The organism is Nocardia mangyaensis, from assembly GCF_001886715.1.
GTDB classification, from domain to species: Bacteria; Actinomycetota; Actinomycetes; order Mycobacteriales; family Mycobacteriaceae; genus Nocardia; species Nocardia mangyaensis.
Map to the genome: position 1 here is coordinate 4712392 of NZ_CP018082.1, position 15844 is coordinate 4728235.

The 15844-nt window shown below is 68.8% G+C and carries 17 protein-coding genes; 8 read left to right on the forward strand and 9 right to left on the reverse strand.

All coding sequences use genetic code 11. The features are described from left to right. Positions 1-54: 54 nt before the first annotated feature. The 3 genes from BOX37_RS21365 to rimP all read right to left on the reverse strand — a co-directional run bounded on the left by BOX37_RS21365 (position 55) and on the right by rimP (position 2113). The gene (locus BOX37_RS21365) at positions 55-390 is read right to left on the reverse strand and encodes a YlxR family protein (RefSeq protein WP_071931745.1); all 336 of its coding nucleotides are present in this window, start codon (positions 388-390) and stop codon (positions 55-57) included. Positions 391-458: 68 nt separating this feature from the next. Then, positions 459-1487: a transcription termination factor NusA gene (gene nusA, locus BOX37_RS21370; protein ID WP_071929203.1), complete on the reverse strand. Its 1029-nt coding sequence runs from the start codon at positions 1485-1487 to the stop codon at positions 459-461. Beyond that, positions 1484-2113, reverse strand: a complete 630-nt coding sequence (gene rimP, locus BOX37_RS21375; protein ID WP_071929204.1) for a ribosome maturation factor RimP — start codon at positions 2111-2113, stop codon at positions 1484-1486. The genes nusA and rimP overlap by 4 nt, the downstream gene beginning before the upstream one ends. Before the next feature lie 173 nt (positions 2114-2286). Here rimP and BOX37_RS35970 point away from each other — a divergent pair, with 173 nt between their 5' ends. Continuing rightward, on the forward strand, positions 2287-3207 hold the full coding sequence (locus BOX37_RS35970) for a hypothetical protein (protein ID WP_338039715.1): 921 nt from the start codon (positions 2287-2289) through the stop codon (positions 3205-3207). After that, positions 3204-3635 (forward strand): ferritin-like domain-containing protein, encoded by a 432-nt coding sequence (locus BOX37_RS21385; protein WP_071929205.1) that lies wholly within the window; start codon positions 3204-3206, stop codon positions 3633-3635. Before BOX37_RS35970 ends, BOX37_RS21385 begins: the two co-directional genes overlap by 4 nt. A gap of 118 nt (positions 3636-3753) precedes the next feature. On the opposite strand, the gene BOX37_RS21390 is transcribed toward BOX37_RS21385, so the two are convergent. Both BOX37_RS21390 and BOX37_RS21395 read right to left on the reverse strand, forming a co-directional pair. Beyond that, the gene (locus tag BOX37_RS21390; protein ID WP_071929206.1) at positions 3754-5505 is read right to left on the reverse strand and encodes an acyl-CoA dehydrogenase family protein; all 1752 of its coding nucleotides are present in this window, start codon (positions 5503-5505) and stop codon (positions 3754-3756) included. Positions 5506-5676: 171 nt separating this feature from the next. Continuing rightward, positions 5677-7425 (reverse strand): proline--tRNA ligase, encoded by a 1749-nt coding sequence (locus BOX37_RS21395; RefSeq protein ID WP_071929207.1) that lies wholly within the window; start codon positions 7423-7425, stop codon positions 5677-5679. A gap of 265 nt (positions 7426-7690) precedes the next feature. Here BOX37_RS21395 and ehuB point away from each other — a divergent pair, with 265 nt between their 5' ends. The 5 genes from ehuB to yaaA are packed head-to-tail and all read left to right on the forward strand — an operon-like array spanning position 7691 to position 11500. Then, positions 7691-8578: an ectoine/hydroxyectoine ABC transporter substrate-binding protein EhuB gene (gene ehuB / locus BOX37_RS21400; RefSeq protein ID WP_071929208.1), complete on the forward strand. Its 888-nt coding sequence runs from the start codon at positions 7691-7693 to the stop codon at positions 8576-8578. Between the two features lie 7 nt (positions 8579-8585). After that, entirely contained in the window at positions 8586-9308 is a 723-nt protein-coding gene (ehuC, locus tag BOX37_RS21405; protein WP_071929209.1) for an ectoine/hydroxyectoine ABC transporter permease subunit EhuC, read from the forward strand. Continuing rightward, entirely contained in the window at positions 9305-9952 is a 648-nt protein-coding gene (gene ehuD, locus BOX37_RS21410; RefSeq protein ID WP_071929210.1) for an ectoine/hydroxyectoine ABC transporter permease subunit EhuD, read from the forward strand. Before ehuC ends, ehuD begins: the two co-directional genes overlap by 4 nt. A gap of 4 nt (positions 9953-9956) precedes the next feature. Beyond that, complete coding sequence (gene ehuA / locus BOX37_RS21415; RefSeq protein ID WP_071929211.1) at positions 9957-10712, forward strand: ectoine/hydroxyectoine ABC transporter ATP-binding protein EhuA; 756 nt, start codon at positions 9957-9959, stop codon at positions 10710-10712. A 44-nt stretch (positions 10713-10756) separates the two neighbouring features. Then, complete coding sequence (gene yaaA, locus BOX37_RS21420) at positions 10757-11500, forward strand: peroxide stress protein YaaA (protein WP_071931747.1); 744 nt, start codon at positions 10757-10759, stop codon at positions 11498-11500. On the opposite strand, the gene BOX37_RS21425 is transcribed toward yaaA, so the two are convergent. Then, entirely contained in the window at positions 11497-11889 is a 393-nt protein-coding gene (locus BOX37_RS21425) for a VOC family protein (protein WP_071931748.1), read from the reverse strand. The genes yaaA and BOX37_RS21425 overlap by 4 nt on opposite strands. After that, entirely contained in the window at positions 11889-12170 is a 282-nt protein-coding gene (locus BOX37_RS21430; RefSeq protein ID WP_071929212.1) for an ArsR/SmtB family transcription factor, read from the reverse strand. Before BOX37_RS21430 ends, BOX37_RS21425 begins: the two co-directional genes overlap by 1 nt. Positions 12171-12329: 159 nt before the next feature. Between BOX37_RS21430 and BOX37_RS21435 the strand changes: the two genes are divergently transcribed. Next, positions 12330-13190 (forward strand): SGNH/GDSL hydrolase family protein, encoded by an 861-nt coding sequence (locus BOX37_RS21435; RefSeq protein ID WP_071929213.1) that lies wholly within the window; start codon positions 12330-12332, stop codon positions 13188-13190. 66 nt (positions 13191-13256) lie between these two features. Here BOX37_RS21435 and BOX37_RS21440 read toward each other — a convergent pair whose 3' ends face one another. Both BOX37_RS21440 and BOX37_RS21445 read right to left on the reverse strand, forming a co-directional pair. After that, positions 13257-13889 (reverse strand): HD domain-containing protein, encoded by a 633-nt coding sequence (locus tag BOX37_RS21440; protein ID WP_071929214.1) that lies wholly within the window; start codon positions 13887-13889, stop codon positions 13257-13259. Between the two features lie 137 nt (positions 13890-14026). Then, positions 14027-15766 carry a PucR family transcriptional regulator gene (locus BOX37_RS21445; protein ID WP_071929215.1) on the reverse strand — a complete coding sequence of 580 codons (1740 nt, stop codon included), beginning with the start codon at positions 15764-15766 and terminating at the stop codon, positions 14027-14029. Positions 15767-15844 lie beyond the last annotated feature (78 nt).

Here is a 15844-nt window from a genome sequence, read left to right on the forward strand (position 1 = left end):
CACGACCTCGGGTTATCTCCGATGGACGTTCATCGTTGGTGCTTCACGGTGTGCTCATGAGTGCTCGTGCCTGTTCTCGAGGTACTGCTCCAGGGCTGAGATATCCAGATTTCCGGACACTCGTAGGGCTCTGCCGAATGCTCGGCGCCGCTCTGCGGAACGCAGACAAGCTGAAACGGGGTGCAACCAAGCACCCCGTCCGGGAAGTCTGCGCCGCGGGTCGGGGACTATCGCAACAGCCGGGGTTCCGACACTGTCACCGTCGGCGCCTCGATGCTGCGCCACGATCCGCAACAGGTCGGCAGACGGCTCGCGCAGACGGCATCCGATACAGGTTCGAACGGATTGCGCGGGCCGATCCTTCACCCACTCTACCGGTGACCCGGTCATAACGACGAACCCCTCCCCTTCTGAAGTTACGAACATGTCATCCGAGGGTCGGGATTCCCGCGTCTTCGTCAACTACGGTGCGCCTCCGGGCGGACCGGATCGCCCGGTTCCGGAGCCGCGTCGCTGCGGATATCGATACGCCAGCCGGTCAGACGAGCGGCCAGGCGGGCATTCTGGCCCTCCTTGCCGATCGCCAGTGACAGCTGGAAGTCCGGCACGATCACCCGCGCCGCCCTGGCTTCCGGATCCACGACGGTGACCGAGACCACCTTCGAGGGCGAGAGGGCGTTGCCGACGAAGGTCGCCGGATCCTCGGCGTAATCGATGATATCGATCTTCTCGCCCGCCAGTTCGCTCATCACGTTGCGCACGCGCTGACCCATCGGGCCGATGCACGCGCCCTTGGCGTTGACGCCGGGCACGGTGGAGCGCACGGCGATCTTGGAGCGGTGCCCGGACTCGCGCGCCACCGCGACGATCTCCACCGACCCGTCGGCGATCTCGGGGACCTCGAGCGAGAAGAGTCGGCGCACCAGATTCGGATGGGTGCGCGAGAGCTGGATCTGCGGGCCACGCGGGCCACGGGAGACCCCGTAGACGTAGCACTTGATCCGGTCACCGTGTTCGTAGGTCTCGCCGGGCACCTGCTCGGCGGGCGGGATCAGGCCCTCGGCGCCATTGGCCTCGCTGCCGATGCGCACCACCACGATGCCGCGGGCATTGGCCCTGGCGTCGCGCTGGACCACACCGCCGACGATGTCGCCTTCGTGGGTGGCGAACTCACCGAAGGACTTCTCGTTCTCGGCATCACGGAGCCGCTGCAGCACCACCTGGCGCGCGGTGGTCGCCGCGATCCGGCCGAAGCCCTCGGGGGTGTCGTCCCATTCGGAGACGAGGTTGCCGTCGGCGTCGAGTTCGCGCGCCATCACCCGGACCACGCCGGTCTTCTGGTTGATGTCGATGCGCGCGTTGGGCTGGTGACCCTCGGTGTGCCGGTAGGCGGTGAGCAGCGCCGACTCGATCGCCGAGATCACGGTCTCGATCGAGATGCCCTTGTCGGCGACGATCGCCCGCAAGGCTTCGATTTCAATGTTCATTCCGCAACCCCTTCGGTGGGAGAGTCACTGTGTAGGCCACTGGCGGCGAGGTCTGCGGGTTCGTCACCCGGGACGGGTCGGCCCGCGGCGATACCGCCCGCGAGCTCGAGTTCGGCGGCGCCGGGTGCGTTGAATTCCACCTGGACGACCGCGGAGGCGATGTCGGCCAGCGGCACGTGCACCCGGTGCGGCTTGCTGCGGCCGCCGAGCACGAGTGCGATCGTGCCGTCGTCGGCGAGGTGCCCCGCGCGAGCCTCGAAGCGCTTCTTGCCCTCGACCTGGTCGGCGGCCTCGGCCAGGACCACCTTCACCTTGCGTCCCTGGGCGCGGCGCCAGTGCCGATCGGTGGTGAGCGGGCGGTCGACGCCCGGGGTCGTCACTTCGAGCAGGTAGGCGGAATCGCCGAAATCACCGGCCGCGTCGAGCAGCTCCGACGTCTCGCGGCTGAGCTCGGCGATCGCGTCGAGGTCGACCGGGCCGTCGCTGTCCACGATGACCTTCAACCGAACCGGCGCCAGCTCGTCTTTGCCCGCAGCCGCGATCGCAACGCCCTCGAGGTCGAATCCCCGGCGTGCAACGAGCTCAGCGACTAGCTGGCTCACCCTTTCCTCGGTGGGCATCGGCATATGGGCGGCTCCTGGTTCAGTTGTGACGCGATCGGAAATTTCTACGCCGAAGGTCTAGCGTAACGCGCTCCGAGAGTGTAAAGGACCAGCAGCCGGGCGTCGCGCACCGGTCCGCTCCGGCGTGCCCTACCAGGTCACGGCGTGCGCGAGCGCCGCCGGACGGATCTGGCACGATGGTGGTCGTGCCCTTCCGCCATACCGCCCCGTCGAGCGCCGGGCGACCTTCCGGCATGCGTTCCGACCGGCACGAATCCCGCCCGACGACGCTCGCGGCGCCGTACCCGGTCAGCGTCGCCCCCGCCGGACCGACACCGCCTGCCGACGCCACGGCAAGCACGTATCCCGCACACGCACAACAGCTTCCAGCTCCACTGACTCAACCCCGCCCGCCCCGCCACTCCCTCGAGGCCACCGCCGTCCGCGCGGCCCGGACCGCCACCGCGCCTGCCGGCGTCATCCGTGTCAGCGCCGCGCTCGTCGCTTCCGCGGATGCCGCGACAGACGCCGTCGCGACACACACCGATGGCACAGCGGCGCACACCGCCACGACGCCCGCCGAGGCACGGACCTGGCGCAGGCGGACATTGCTGCGGCTGGTCGGCGCGGGCGCGCTCGGGGCGCCCGCGGTAGCCGTGCTGGCCGCCTGTGCCGAGGACGACACCGTCCACGCACCCGATCCGCTTGCCGCCCAAGAGGTTCTGGCCCGCGCCGATGCCGTCGCGGCGACCGCGGCCATCGCGCTGGCGCCGCAGTCGCAGGCCGCGTTGAGCACCATCGCGACCGAGCGCACCGCGCATGCCGATGCGTTGCGTGCCGAGATCGACCGGGTGCTCGGCGTGTACGGCGACGGCACCACACCGGTGCGACGCACGGGCGAGGTCGTCGTGCCCGGGCCCGACGGATCGACGGTGCCCGCCTCGGTCGTCGAGACCCATGCCGCGCAGCCGCTCGACCTCGCGCAGCTGCGCGATCAGCTGGCGCGCTCCCAGCAGGCCGCCGCCCGCGCGGCCAGTACCGAATCCGGTTATCGCGCAGGCTTGCTGGCCTCGATCAGCGCGTCCTGCGCCACCCAGGCGGGAGTCCTGCTGACATGACCGACCAACGACAGGCACTGCAGGCCGCGCTCGACAGCGAGCACGCCGCCGTCTATTCCTACGGCGTGATCGCCGCCTACGCCAACAACGACCGGGCCCGCCTGGTCGCCGAGTTCAGCGCGGCCCACCGGGCCCGCCGCGACGCCACCATCGAACTTCTCGAAGCCGACGGCACCGCCCCGGAAGCACCCGACGCCGCCTACAACCCGCCGTTCCCGGTCGACAACCCGATCCCCGCGGCCCAGCTGGCTGTCGCGGTCGAATCCGACTGCGCCGCAGCGTGGTTGGCCGCGGTCGAACGAGCCACCGAGCCCGCCGTGCGCGTGACGGCCACCCAGGCGCTCACCGAGGCGGCCGTACGCCGCGCCCGCTGGCAGGTCATCCTGGGCGCCGATCCGGTCACCGTCAGCTTCCCAGGCAAGGCATAGACGCACCCCGCCGGCCATGACCTGGAGTAGGACCGTTGATCACCATGCTCCCAGGTGAGCATCGCCGGAGAAGCGACGCCACCAGGGCGTGGTGATCAACGGCCCAGATCTGTCGCGACTAGGGGCGCATCGCGTAGGCCCCGTCGTAGGACTCGACCTGCTGCCATACGCGGTCGAAGCGCTCGGCGTCGGCGACGGGGCTGCGCAGGGCGCCGATCGCCCATGCCCGCTGGGCCTCGGTGACCGAGGGCTTGCCGAGCAGGGCCGTGGCCTGGGTGTTGAAGTCGCGGATCTGGAAGTCGAAGATCTGGTCGAGCACGTCGCGGTCGAGGCCAGTGAGTTCGGCCTGCTCGAGGATCAGCTGGCCGTAGACCACCGTGGAGAACAGGTGGCCGATGGTCAGCATGAAGTCCAGGTCCTTCTGCTGGCCGGCATCGGGGGCGGCGGTGAGCAGCAGGGTGCGCAGCGCCTGGGCCTGCTCGTAGAAGCGGCCGACATTGGGGACCTCGGCGGCCTGCTCGTAGGCGGGGGCCCAGTCGGCGAACTGCACCTTGCCCGCGCCGCGCGCCGGGCCCTGCTTCCAGAAGAACTCCTGGTCACCGGGGGCGAGATCGGTGCCGATCACCGGGTATTCCTTCGGGTTGAGCAGGTAGTTCGGCATGAACTTCAGAATCTGGCCCACGTTCACGTGCACCGTGCCCTCGAGCCGGGGCAGGTGGTTGATGTAGCGCGAGGCCTGCGCGAAGTAGGTGGCCTTCTCGAATCCCTTGGCCGCCAGCACATCCAGCAGCAGGGTCATCGCGACCTCGCCCTCGGAGGTGACTTTGGACTTGGTCATCGGGTTGAACAGCAGGTAGCGACGATCCTCGAGCGAGGCGCTGCGGAAGTAGTCCACGGCGCGGTCGCTGAACAGCTTCATCGCGATCAGCCGGGCGTAGGCGTCGACGAAGTTGCCTCGCACGTGGCCGAAGTCGGTGACCGGGTTGCCGTAGAGGATGCGGTTGTTGGCGTGGCTGATGGCCTCGAAGAAGGAGTGCTCGACCATGCCGATGCTGCCGTGGCAGAGGTTGAACTTGCCCACGTTGACGGTGTTGAGCGCGGCCGAGAAGCCCTCGGGGCCTTCGTGCAGCACATCGGCGGCGGTGACCGGGTAGTTCTCCAGCCGGAAGTGGCTGACGTACATCTGCCCGTGGATGACACTCTCGACCAGGTGGTAGTTGGCGTGCCTGCTGTCGGCCGCGAACCAGATGTAGCCCTCGGGCCCCTCGACATCGCCGCGCCGGGAGAACACCGACACCATCGAAGCGACGTTGCCGTTGCCGATGTAGTACTTCTCGCCGCTGGCGCGGAACAGGATGCCCGCCTCGGCGTCGGCGCTGCCCGGCGCGCTCGGGGTGAGGATCAGGTCGGTGTTGTAGATGTCGGCGCCGTGGTCGCGCTCGGACAGCGCGAACGCCATCACCTGACCCTCGTCGAGGTCGGCGGCGGCCTTGCGCTTGGCGATCTCGTTGTCGCTCTGCCAGATCGGGCCCAGCCCCAGGATGGTGACCTGCTCGGCGTACCAGTACGCCAGCCCGTAGAAGCCGAAGATCTCGGCGAGGGCGGCATTGCGCGCGGCGTCCCAGCGCTTGTTCGGATCACCGTCGGCGTAGGCGGCCGGGGTCAGGAAGGTGGCGAACAGCTTCTCCTCACCCACGAACTCGAGGAACTCCTCGGTCCACACCGCGTCGCGATCCTCGGCCAGCAGCTGCGCCTTGCCCCTGGACTCGAACCACTCGATGGTGGCCCGCAACAGCCGCCGCGTCTCGGCATCGAAATGCTGGGGGTCGTAGGTGGCGGGGTTGAACAGCAGGCTGGGCGAACTCGTCATGCGGTCAACTTATCAGCGCCGTACCCCGCTGCGAGCCGTCTACCTGCCGGTTTCCCCTACGTAGGCGTAGGTTCGGCCGCCACCGGCCGGCCCGCCGGTCGCCGGTGCGCCGGAAGGCGAACGCGCCGCCCCGCACAGTGTGCGGAGCGGCGCGATGTGACGAAACAGAACTCAGCCGCGGATCTTGGCGGTCACGGCGGCGACCGCGTCTTCGGCCGGGATCTCCTCGGCCGCACCGGTCGCGCGATTGCGCAGTTCGACCTTGCCGTCGGCCCAACCGCGGCCGATCACCAGGATCCAGGGCATGCCGAGCAGTTCGGCGTCCTTGAACTTCACGCCGGGCGAGGCGGTGCGGTCGTCGAAGAGGACCTCGAGGCCCTGGGAGTCCAAGCCCGCGACAACTTGTTCGGCGCCCTCGCGAGCGGCGGCGTCCTTGTTGGCGATCACCACGTGCACGTCGAAGGGGGCGATCTCGGCGGGCCAGCGCAGGCCCTTGTCGTCGTGCTGCTGTTCGGCGATCACCGCGACCATGCGGGACACGCCGATGCCGTAGGAACCCATGGTGAGGCGGACCGGCTTGCCGTTCTCGCCGAGCACGTCGACGTCGAAGGCGTCGGTGTACTTGCGGCCGAGCTGGAAGATGTGACCGATCTCGATGCCGCGCGCCGACACCAGCGGACCGGCGCCGTCGGGCGAGGGATCGCCGTCGCGGACCTCGGCGGCTTCGATGGTGCCGTCGGGGGTGAAGTCACGACCAGCGACGAGCCCGACGACGTGCTTGCCCGCCACATCGGCGCCGGTGATCCAGGCGGTGCCCTCGACCACGCGCGGATCGACCAGGTAGCGAATGCCGTTGGCCTGCAGGCTCTTCGGACCGATGTAGCCCTTCACCAGGAAGGGGTTGGCGGCGAAGTCGGCCTCGGTGAGCAGTTCCACCTCGGCGGGCTCGACGGCGGCTTCGAGGCGTTTGTCGTCGACCTCGCGGTCACCGGGGATGCCGATGCCGAGGATCTCGGTCTTGCCGTCGGGATGACGCAGCTTGACCATCACGTTCTTGAGTGTGTCGGCGGCGGTCACCGCGCGGTCGAGAGCCTTCGCCTCGTTGGCCCAGTCGACCAGGGTGGCGATGGTGGGCGTGTTCGGGGTGTCGTGCTCGACGGCCGCGGGCCTGCCCTCGATCGGCAGCGGCGCGGGCGCGGGCGTGACCACGGCCTCCACATTGGCCGCGTAGCCGGACTCGACACAGCGCACGTAGGTGTCCTCGCCCACCGGGCTCTCGGCGAGGAATTCCTCCGACGCGCTGCCACCCATGGCGCCGGACGTGGCGGCCACGATCACGTACCGCACGCCGAGGCGATCGAAGATGCGCTGGTAGGCGGCGCGATGGGTGGCATAGCTGGCGGCCAGGCCCGCGTCGTCGAGGTCGAAGGAGTAGGAGTCCTTCATGACGAACTCGCGTCCGCGCAGGATGCCGGCCCGCGGGCGCTCCTCGTCGCGGTACTTGGTCTGGATCTGGTAGAGCGTGACCGGCAGATCCTTGTAGGAGTTGTACTCACCCTTGACGGTGAGCGCGAACAGCTCCTCATGGGTGGGGCCGAGCAGGTAGTCGCCGCCCTTGCGGTCCTGCAGGCGGAACAGGGCGTCGCCGTATTCGGTCCAGCGGTTGGTGGTCTCGTACGGCTCGCGCGGCAGCAGCGCGGGCAGGGCGATCTCCTGGGCACCGGTGGCGTCCATCTCCTGGCGCACCACGTCCTCGATGCGGCGCAGTGTACGCAGGCCCAGCGGCAGCCATGAGTACACGCCGGGGGCGACGCGGCGGACGTATCCGGCGCGAACGAGCAGTTTGTGGCTGGGCACCTCGGCGTCGGCGGGATCGTCTCGCAGGGTGCGCAGGAACAGGCGGGAGAGGCGGGTGATCACGGGTGCACAGCGTAGCCCCTGGTCCCCCGGCCCTCACAGCGGATTACCACGTGGGCGCCGCCCGCGCGCCCGGACAACTGATTCGCGCGAGAAAGTACTGAAGGTTACCCAATGATGCCCGACACCAATCAGCGGATAACAAAACAATAACGGATGATGAGTGAACTATTCTGTTCCCTCTAGGTTCTACGTGCGTCCAATTTGTAATTACAACAGAAAACGGTAGCTGCCGAATTCGCGCACGCTACCCTTTCGGGAGGCCGATATGACCGACAAGAAATCGCTGCCCAAGCGCTGCGCGGCGGTGCTGAGCGGCGCCGCGCTGGTCGCGGCCGCACTGGCCGGCTGCACGAAGACCGAGACCGCCGAGAGCGGTCAGCTGCTGGAGTCGCTGCGCGACAAGGGCACGATCACCGTGGGTTTCGCGGGCGAGGCGCCGTACTCGTTCAACGAGAACAGCCAGCTCACCGGCGCGACGGTGGCCCTGCACCGGGAGATCTTCGGCAATCTCGGCATCGAGACCGTCGACGGCGTACAGACCGACTTCGGCGCCCTGATCCCCGGCCTGCAGGCAAATCGATTCGATGCCGTGAGCGCGGGGATGTCGATCTTGCCGCAACGCTGTGAACAGGCCGCTTTCAGCGAACCGGAATTCATGTACACCACCGCGCTGATGGTGAAATCCGGCAACCCACTGAACCTGACGGACATGCAATCGATCAAGGACAGCGGTGCCAAGATGACCGCGATGACCGGCGCCATCGAATCCGACTACGCCAGCGCGCTCGGCATCGACGCGGCCCAGGTCGCCACCCCGCAGGACGGCATGGACGCGGTCACCTCCGGCCGGGCCGACGTGTTCGCACTCACCGCGATCTCGCTGAACTGGCTCAAGAACCACACCCCCGGCGCCGACGTCGACGTGACGCCGTCGTTCGTGGCGGTGATCGACGGCAAGCCGCAGGTCGGCGCGGGTGGCACGGTCTTCCGGACCAGCGATCCCGACCTGCTGGCCGCCTACAACGCCGAGCTGGCCAAGATCACCTCCGACAAGGACAAGTACCTCTCGATCGTCGGCGAGTTCGGCTTCACCGAACGCGAGCTGCCCGATCCGCAGTACACGACAGCCAAGCTGTGCGAGGGCGAAATCTGATTCACGCATGAGCAATCTCGACGCGTTACGCGATGCCCTCCCCTCGCTGGGGGAGGGCATCGTGGTGACGCTGGAGCTGACCATCGGCGGCGCGCTGCTCGCGTTCGTCCTCGCCCTCGCGCTCGGTACCTTGGCGCGCGTCCGCAATCTCGCGGCGCGCGGGAGTGCCCGAGTCCTGATCGAATTCTTCCGCGGCACGTCATTGCTGGTACAGATCTTCTGGCTGTTCTATGTGCTGCCGCTGCTGGGCTACAAGCTGGATCCGGTGTTCTGCGGGATCCTGGCACTGGGCCTGAACTACGGCGCGTACGGCGCCGAGGTGGTGCGCGGTGCCCTCAACGCGGTGCCCCGCGGGCAGTTCGAAGCCGCGGTCGCGCTGAACTTCAGTCCGTGGCAGCGGTTGCGGCGCGTGTTGTTCCCGCAGGCGTGGGCGCTGATGCTGCCCTCGATGACCAACCTGCTGGTCCACCTGCTCAAGGGCACCGCGGTGGCGTCCTACATCACCCTGCAGGACCTCACCTTCGAGATCGGCAACCTGCGCAAGGACACCGGTGACACGCTGTTCGCGTTCGGGGTCGGCCTTGCCATCTACTTCGTGCTCGCCTACCTGCTCACCCTCGGAATGAACCTGCTCGAGACCCGCGCCAAGACCAAGCTGGGCCGGGGCGCCTCACTCAAGGAAGTCCTCAGCCTGGCGCCCGACGACGCGCACGCGAAGGTGGGCTCATGACCGCGGAATGGAGCTGGCAGCGCGCTCGTGAAGCGCTGCCCGTGCTGTGGGACGGCTTCCAGATCACGCTGCTGGCCACCGTGCTCGGCTTTGCGCTGGCGGCGGTGCTCGGCCTGGTGATCGCGATGATCCGGCAGTCGGCGCCACGCTGGATCGCCGCGCCGGTGCACGCGGTCAGCGAGTTCGTCCGGCTCACGCCGCTGATCGTGCAGTTGCTGTTCGCCTACACCCTGCTGACGCAGTTCTCGGCGTTGCAGATCGGCATCACGGTGCTCGGTATCCACTATTCGAGCTACCTGGCCGAGGTGTACCGGGCCGGGATCGAGGCGGTGCCCAAGGGGCAGTGGGAAGCGGCGCGCGCACTGTCGCTGCCGCCGGGCCGGACCTGGCGTGCGGTGGTGCTGCCGCAGGCGATCCGGTCGAGCCTGCCCGCGCTGGGCACCAACGCGGTGTCGATGTTCAAGGACACCCCGTTCCTGTTCGCCATCTCGGTCGTCGAATTGGTGACCGCCGCACAGCAATTCGGGGCGCGACACTTCGCGTACCTGGAGGCGATCACCCTCGCTGGGGTGTTCTTCCTCGTCGCCAGCTACCCGACGTCCGTGCTGATCAGAAGACTGGAGAAGCGACTTGCCTACTACTGACGAGATGATCCGATTCGATCAGGTGGTCAAACGCTTCGGCGACAACGTCGTGCTCGACCACCTCGATTTCAGTGTCAGCCGTGGGGAGAAGGTGACCTTGATCGGGCCGTCGGGCTCTGGCAAGACCACCATCCTGCGGCTGCTGATGACCCTCGAGAAGATCAGCGACGGCGTGATCTGGGTCGACGGCACCCCGCTCACTCACACCGAGCGGGGCGGAAAGCTGGTGCCCGCCAAGGAGAAACACCTGCGCGCTGTGCGCACCAAGATCGGCATGGTGTTCCAGCAGTTCAATCTGTTCCCGAACATGACGGTGCTGGAGAACATCACCGAGGCCCCCATCCACGTGCTCGGCAAGTCCAAGGACGAAGCGCGAGAACGGGCCAGGCATCTGCTGGAAGTGGTCGGGCTGGCCGACAAGGCCGACGAGCACCCCTCGCGACTGTCGGGCGGCCAGCAGCAGCGGGTGGCGATCGCGCGCTGCTGCGCGATGGACCCGAAGGTGATGCTGCTCGACGAGGTGACCTCGGCGTTGGACCCGGAACTGGTCGGTGACGTCCTCGACGTCCTGCGCACGATCGCCGAGACCACCGACATCACCATGCTGATCGTGACCCACGAGATGCGATTCGCGCGCGAGGTGTCGGATCGGGTGCTGATGTTCGACGGCGGCCGGATCATCGAACAGGGTCCGCCGGAGCAGATCTTCGAGGACCCGACCAACGAGCGCACCCGCAAGTTCCTCGAAGCCGTGCGCTGACCCGGAGTCCGGCGGCGGCGCCGACACGATTACCGTTGACGATCGTGCTGGTGCTGCTGCCTCCCTCCGAGACCAAGTCCGACGGCGGATCGGGCGCGCCGCTCGACCTCGCCGATCTGGCGATGCCGCAGCTCACGGCGGTGCGCGACAAGCTGATCACCGAGGTGGTCGGTCTGGCGGCCGACCCGGTCGCCTCGGCCACCGTGCTCGGGCTCGGCAAGGGCGCCGACGCCGACATCGCCCGCAATGCGAGCCTGCGCACCTCGGCCACCCGGCCCGCGCTGCAGCGCTACACCGGCGTCCTCTACGACGCCCTGGCCGCCACCTCGTTCACCAAGGTCCAGCGCGCCAAGGCCCACGCCCGCCTCGGCATCGGTTCGGCCCTGTTCGGCGCCGTCCGCGCGTCCGACCCGATCCCCGCCTACCGTCTCTCCGGCGGCACCAAACTCCCCGGCCTGCCGACTCTCTCGGCCCTGTGGCGCGAAGTCCTGCCCGACGCCCTCCACGCCGAAGCCGCCGACGAACTCGTCATCGACCTGCGCTCGGGCACCTACCAGCAACTCGGCCGCGTTCCGGGCGCCATCACCGCCAACGTCCTCACCGAGCACCCAGACGGCTCACGCACCGTGGTCTCGCACTTCAACAAGCATCACAAGGGGCTGCTGGCCCGGGCCCTGGTCCTCACCCGCGCCGAGCCCGACGACATCCGCGCGGTCGCCCGGGTCGCGACCAAGGCGGGCTTGCGCGCCGAGATCGCCTCCCCCACCGAACTGCTCATCATCACCTAGGCGCCGACCGGCGAGACGAGCTGGACGAGGTTGCCGCAGGTGTCGTCGAAGACCGCGGTGACGACCGGGCCCATGGCCAGGGGCGCCTGAGTGAACTCCACGCCGCGGTCGGTGAGGCGGCGGTGTTCTGTTTCGACGTTGTCGACGGTGAAGGCCATGACCGGGATCCCGTCAGCGCTCAGGGCCGTCTTGTACGCCTTGGCGGCGGGGTGTTCGTCGGGTTCGAGCGAGAGTTGGGTGCCGTCGGGGTCGGCGCCGGAGACGACGGTCAGCCAGCTGTGGGCACCGAGGGGGACCTTGTCCTTGAGCTGGAAGCCGAGGACGTCGGTGTAGAAGGCCTGGGCCTTGTCCTGGTCGTCGACGAAAATACTGGTCACGCCGATGCGAATCATGGGTTCTCCTGGGGAATCGGCCATCGCCCCGACACCGCGCGCAGTGGCGCGAAATCGGCGTGATGGAACTTGTATCGACCATCTCGGCGGGTGTGGACGAGGCCGACCGCCTCGAGCACCCCCAGGTGCTGGGTGATCGCCTGCCGGGACGAGCTGATCTGATGTTTCATGGCCAGTCGGCCGCACAGCTCGAACAGGGTCTGCCCGTCCCGATCGGCGAGTTCGTCGAGCAGCGCCCGCCTCGTGGGGTCGGCGAGAGCGGTGAAGATGTCGGTCACGGCACGTCCTCCCGTCTCTTCGAGACCATAGGCAAGTGTTCACTTGCCTGTCAAGGACGACGTGGCCGAACTTGTGGTCCGCGCCACAGCGGTCGTACCCTCGCAAGGCGAACCCCGCTGGTTCCACTTCCGACCGAACCCCGACGATCAGGACATTCGATGAAGAGCTGGCTCCGCGTGATCGCGACGACATCGATGATCGCGGCGGCCGCGATCGTGCCCGCCGGCGCGCAGGCCGAACCGGCGCCCGCCGCCGGAGCTCGGTACGTCGCGCTCGGCGATTCCGGCGCGGCGACCACCGGGGTCGCCGAACTCGATGTGACCGCGCCGCTGCGGTGCGTGCGATCCACGGTGAACGCGCCCAAGCTCGTCGCCGAGCGCCTCGACCTCGCCGTGGACGACCGGACCTGCAGTTCGGCCGAGATCCCCGACCTGTACACCTCGCAGGGACCCGGGATCGCGCCGCAGCTGGACGCGCTCGGACCCGCCACCGAGATCGTCACCCTGCACATCGGCGCCAACGACGCCGACATGACCGAGTTCATCCTCGGCCAGTGCCACGCGGGTGCCGCCACGGGCGGCTGCGCGGCGGCGGCAGACCCGGAATGGGACCGCCGGATCGACGCGATCGCCCCCGCCTACGCGGCCGCACTCGACGAGATCGCCCGGCGCGCACCGCGGGCCACCGTCTTCGTCGACGGCTGGCCCACCTATCTCACCGACACCAGCTGCCCGGCGATGCTCGGGCTGCTCGACGCCGACGCCGCCTACATCCAGTCGAAGTTCGATCGCCTCAACACCGTCGTCGCCGGCGAAGCCGCCGCCCACGGCGCCGTCTACCTCGACACCGTCACCGCTTCCCGAGAGTTCGGCATGTGCGCCGACCCGGCGCTGCGCTGGTTCGACCCGATCCTGGCCGATCAGACCCTGCTCCCCTATCACCCGACCCTGGCCGGTCAGCGTGGTGTCGCGGCGCTGATCGTCGACGCCGTCGCCGCGAGCGGTGTCCTGAACCGTTGACCGCGAAGTGGTCGCGTCGATCGGCCGGCGAGGACGAACCGTCCCGACCGACGCCGACGGGTCGGCTCAGGGCGCGACACCGGTGAGGTCGGCGAGCTCGGCGGCAAGGTTGGCGCGAGCGCGTTCCTCATAGCGGTGATGGGCGAGCTCGGTGCGGAACAGGCGGGGCTGAGTGGCCAGCTTGCGCAGGACCGAGGCGCGCCCGGTACGGAACAGGTCATCGGGGACAGCGGCGTATTCGGCGCGCACGGCGGCGGCGTAATCGGCGTATTCCCGCGATGTTCCGGCCAGTACCACGAGGTCGGCATCGCAGAGCACCGCCCCGTTGGCGTCACCGGCTTCGGGATCGTGGCCGCGAGTGAGCACCACCAGGCGGGTCACCTCGGTCACCAGTTCCGGTGCGGCACCGAGGGATTCGAGAACATCACGACCCAGCTCGGCACTGCGTTCCTCGTTGTCGGCGCGGGCCACGGCATAGATCGCGTCGTGGAAGAACGCCGCGTAGCGGACAGCGCCGACATCTGCCGCGGCCGCGGACAATTCGTCGATCGCCGCGAGCATCACGGCCAGGTGGGCCTCGGTGTGGTAGCGCCGATGCGGTTCGGCGTAGCGGCCGATGACCCCGGCGCCGATCTCGGCGGACCCGGCGCCCGCCAACGCGATCCATCGTTCCAGCAGACTTTCCGACAACGCGCTCATTCACCAATTCTGTTCGTACCCAACGACACAGGCAATCCCGCGAGGCACGCCTTCGGCGGATCTCGCTCCTTCGACCGCACGGGGCGTCGGCCCGCGGGCACCGATGAGCCGGTCTCGACGTTCGGGTTCGGCTCGGATCAGAGTTCGTCGCTGCCGGCGGTGAGATCGCGCACGAGGAGCGCGGCGTGGAGCGAGGTGCGGGATTCGCCGTCATCGAGGTCCACCGCGAGGATGCGTTCGATGCGGGCCAAGCGGTCGTAGAGGGTGGGGCGGCTGATGGTGAGCGACTTGGCGAGTTCGGTCTTGTTGCCTGCCAGGTCGAGGAAGCTGCGCAGGGTGCCGGTGAGATCGGTGTCGTGACGGATGTCGTAGCGCAGCAGGGCGCCGAGTTCGGTTTCGGCGAAACTCTGCACGGCGGGTTCGTCGCGGATCGAGGAGAGCAGCCCGCGCAACCGGATGTCGGCGCTGCGGAAGAACAGGCGCGAGAAAGCTCCGGTCATCGACCGCGCCACGGCGGCGACATCGGCCGCGTGGGCCAACTGCGAGGCGGTGTCGAGGAGCGAATCGGCGTCGGCCCCGACACCGATCGCGGCACCCCGGACCCCCTCCGCCCGTCGCACCTCGGTCAGCATCGCCGCGCACACCACACGGAGGTGATCGTCGACCGACGTCCCGGCGGGCACCGCCAGGATCATCGCCACCCGTTCCCCGGCGACCCCGGCAGAGTCACCCCTCTCGACTCGCTCGTCAACACTGTGCTCCCCCGCGAACCGCCGCCCTGTGCCGGGCAACTCGGTGGCGCTGCGGCCACCGCCCGTCCGACGGCCCGCTGCTCGCCGTGCCGCCGGTCGGTGTTCGGCCGCGCTGAGGGCGGAAGCACCGGTGCGGCCGAGACCGTGGGTGACCGCCTCGACCACGGCTGCGCTGCGCCGCTGCCCGGCGACCGGATCGGACTCGGCGACGGTCTCGATCTCGATGACCAGCGGTACATAGCGGGCCCGGCGGGTCAGGCCCAGTGCCGCCGCCCTCGCGATGGCGTCGCGCTCGTCGATCACCCTGCCCCCGATCAGATCGGCGATCAACCCGGTCTGGGCCTGCTGGTGCAGGCCGAAGCGGTCGCGGTCGATCATCCGGTGCAGGGTGAGGGTCTGGGCTGCGCGTTCGAGCACCATGGTGGCGCGTGGGGTCGGCACCCCGTCCGAGCGCAGGATGAGCCTGCCCCAGCGCTCGGTGTGTGGGCCGACCGCGACGACACCGGGGCCCTCCGGCAGCAGCCGCGAGACCGACTCCCAATTGTCCAGCAGGGCAGCCGAACTGGTGTTGTGCGCGGTCGCGGCCAACACCCGGCGGGCCAGGTCTTCCAGCACCACCGACGCGTCGAGCATGCCCGCCGCGGTCTTGACGATCTCGGTGAGCGCGGCCCGGCGCACGCTCAGCTCGGTGAAGGTCTCGTGCACGGTGCGCGCGAATTCGAGCTCGGCGTACTGGTCGGCCACGATCACCCGGTGCACCACCTCGGTGATCTCGACGAAGCGGGTCACCCGGTGCAGCGCGATCACCGGCAGCCCGAGTTCGGCGGCGGTGGCCGCGACGACCGGCCCCAGCTCGCTGACATAGCTGCCCAGCTCGACGACGAGCCCCGCCACGCCCGCGGCGGCCAGCGAGCGCAGGTAGGTGATCCGCGCGGATTCCGGCGCGGCGAGCGCCTGCCCGGTGGTCAGGATCAACTCGGCCCCGACCAGCACATGGGCGATCTCGGCCTGGTCGCTGACGTGCACCCAGCGCACCGGCCGGTCCAGATTCGCGGCGCAGACGACCTCCGGTTGCCCGGCCTGCACCACCGGCGTCGCGAGCACGTCGGCCACAGTCAACAACACCGACGAATCGTAATATGAAGTCCGAAAGCACGTACAGATCGTCGGCCTGCATCACCGCCGCCATCAGCCAGGGTGGAG